Genomic DNA, 2,753 nt, shown 5'->3' on the forward strand with positions numbered 1-2,753 from the left:
AAACTGCAATACGGAGGCACGACCTTATTTTTAATATCCTTTATTTGTTTTTCTGCTTTCTTTTTATCAAAATCTTCCGGCATAACTTCCCTCAAAATTTAAGTTAAAAATATATCTATAGTTGCATATATTTTATTTCAAAAAAAGTTAATAAAGAAAAATAGAGATAGAAGTAATTAAAAATTAACCAATTTGTGTTATAAAAACTTCATTACTTCTTCAGCGATGATTAGCTCTTCGTTTGTCGGCACAGCAAAAACTTTAACCTTACTATCAGATGTACTTATTAGATGTTCTTTTTCTTGGTTTTTTGCATCATCTATTTTAATGCCTAGCCATATAAGTTTTTTGGTAATCATTTTACGTATTACAGCGGAATTCTGTCCAACACCGGCAGTAAAAATTAGACAATCAAGCCCCTCAAGGGCAGCAGTTAACTTACCTATTTCAAGTACAATGCGATACACGAATAAATCTATAGCAAATTTAGCATCAGGTGAGTTACTGGCAAGCAAGGTACGCATATCAGAGCTTTCACCGGACATACCGAGTAATCCTGATTTCTTATATAGTAACTCAGTTACTTCTTTCGTAGTCATTTTCTCATGGTCGATAAGATATAACACTACTCCAGGATCAAGGTTGCCTGTCCTTGTACTCATCATAACACCATCAAGTACGCTAAAGCCCATGGAACTTGTTAGACTAAGACCATTTTTAATAGCACATAGACTACTACCGCTTCCTAAGTGAGCTATAATAGTCTTTGTAGGTAAATCTTCCTTCGTCATTTCTTTAAAATGGCTGCTAACATATTTATATGATAACCCATGAAAACCGTAACGAATTATCCCTTTATCATAATATTTTTTCGGTAAACCGAAAGCTTTTGTAATAGGCGGATTAGTAAAATGAAACGACGTATCAAAACATGCTATATGTAAGATTTCTTTATATTTTTGAAGAAATAAATCCAGTACCTGCAAATTATATGGTTGATGTAAAGGGCTTAGGGGTATTAATACTGTCAAATCTTCGCTAACTTTTTCATTAACAATAACCGGTTTATTAAAATTTTTCCCGCCATGGACAATACGGTGACCGGTTGCAATTAAATTGAGATTCTCTTGTTTTTTCCACCAATCTTCAAAAAGATCAATCATCATTTCAATAGCATCATCTTTAATGTCGGTAGCAGATTCCTGTTTTTTATTTATATGAAATAATATTTTATTGTCGTTCTTCTCTAAAAAAATATTATAAATTTTATCCTTAACTTTTTTATTCTGAATTTCAAAAATAGAAATTTTTAAACTAGATGAGCCGGCATTAGCTATTAAAATAACATCTTTCATATTATTTACCTGCTTGGATATGTAGCTTTGCCTTAGTGTGATTATAGATAAATGAAGCAAGTACACAGGAAATAACACGCATATCCATAGGATCGGCTCTACTTGTTAAAATAATAGGCACACGGGCTCCAAGAACGATACCCGCCATAACCGCTTGACCCAAATATTTTAGCTGCTTTGCAAGCATATTGCCTGATTCAAGATCAGGTACTACTAATATATCGGCATTCCCTGAAACCGAAGAACTAATGCCTTTTGCTTCTGCAGCAAATAAAGATATAGCATTATCAAACGCAAGCGGTCCATCAACTATAGCATTCGTAATTTGCCCTCGATCTGTCATTTTTGATAAAGCGGCGGCGTCAAGGGTTGTAGGGATTGCGGAGGTTACCGTCTCAACTGCTGACAATACCGCAACTCTAACCTGCTTGTCTTCTTTGATCATATGCATTAAATCAATAGCATTCTGCACTATATCACGCTTATCTTCTAAAGTAGGACGGATATTAATAGCAGCATCAGTAATAATAAAAGGCTTTGGGAACGTTGCAACTGCCATTAAAAAAGCATGGCTTATACGGCGTTCGGTACGTAGTCCATTCTCCTTATGAACTACTGCAGACATAAGCTCATCAGTATGAAGAGACCCTTTCATAATAGCCGCAACTTCTCTTTTCTTTGCAAGCTCTACGGCTTTTTTTGCTGCCTCGTGGCTATGCTCAACGTTAATTACTTGATAATCCTCAAGATCGACATTATTAACTTTTGCTACTGATTCAATTTTATGTTGCGGACCAATCAAGACTGGTTTTATTACATTAAATTGTGCTGCTCTAACTGCACCGAGTAATGATTCTTTATCGATTGGATGAACTACTGCAGTTTTAACAGGCTTAAAGCCGTCGGCTCTAAGTAATAGATCGATGAAATGCTTTGCTGCTTCATCAAAGTCAGGATCGTTGATTTCTTTTGGCGGAGTATAAGTAGTGCCTAATTTCTTAGCTAGAATTGCATCTAAAAAAGTCTCGTTTATTATATGTTGTTTCTTCATAAACCCCTTAATAAATTAATCACTAACTTAATTAGATAATATATAAGTTAATTAATAAAGGAGAAACTAGTTATTGTTTTTAGTGGAAATTTCTTAAGTGCCATTAACGCAACAGTGTATATCGATGTCATCCCGTGGTGGCTTGCCTACGTGGATCAAAAAATATCTTTAATGTCATTCCCGCAGAAGCGGGAATCTAGAAAAAAGGGAAATGTCATCCCGTGGCTTGACCACGGGATCCAGTCAAAAATACTAAAATTATTAGTATTTTTTTATTGTTTTTGTGGATCCCGTGGTCAAGCCATGGGGTGACAGTGAAAAGTACTGGATTCCTGCTTTCGCAGGAA

Annotated in this window: 2 protein-coding genes; both read right to left on the bottom strand. The window is 35.1% G+C overall.

What is annotated here, in order from left to right; all coding sequences use genetic code 11:
• Positions 1–197: 197 nt before the first annotated feature.
• Positions 198–1,355: an acetate/propionate family kinase gene (locus KYQ89_RS03105; protein ID WP_218460360.1), complete on the bottom strand. Its 1,158-nt coding sequence runs from the start codon at positions 1,353–1,355 to the stop codon at positions 198–200.
• A gap of 1 nt (position 1,356) precedes the next feature.
• Positions 1,357–2,406, bottom strand: coding sequence for a phosphate acetyltransferase (locus KYQ89_RS03110; RefSeq protein WP_218460361.1), 1,050 nt, complete (start codon positions 2,404–2,406; stop codon positions 1,357–1,359).
• Positions 2,407–2,753 lie beyond the last annotated feature (347 nt).

The organism is Rickettsia sp. TH2014 (assembly GCF_019249195.1).
Lineage (GTDB): Bacteria > Pseudomonadota > Alphaproteobacteria > Rickettsiales > Rickettsiaceae > Rickettsia > Rickettsia felis.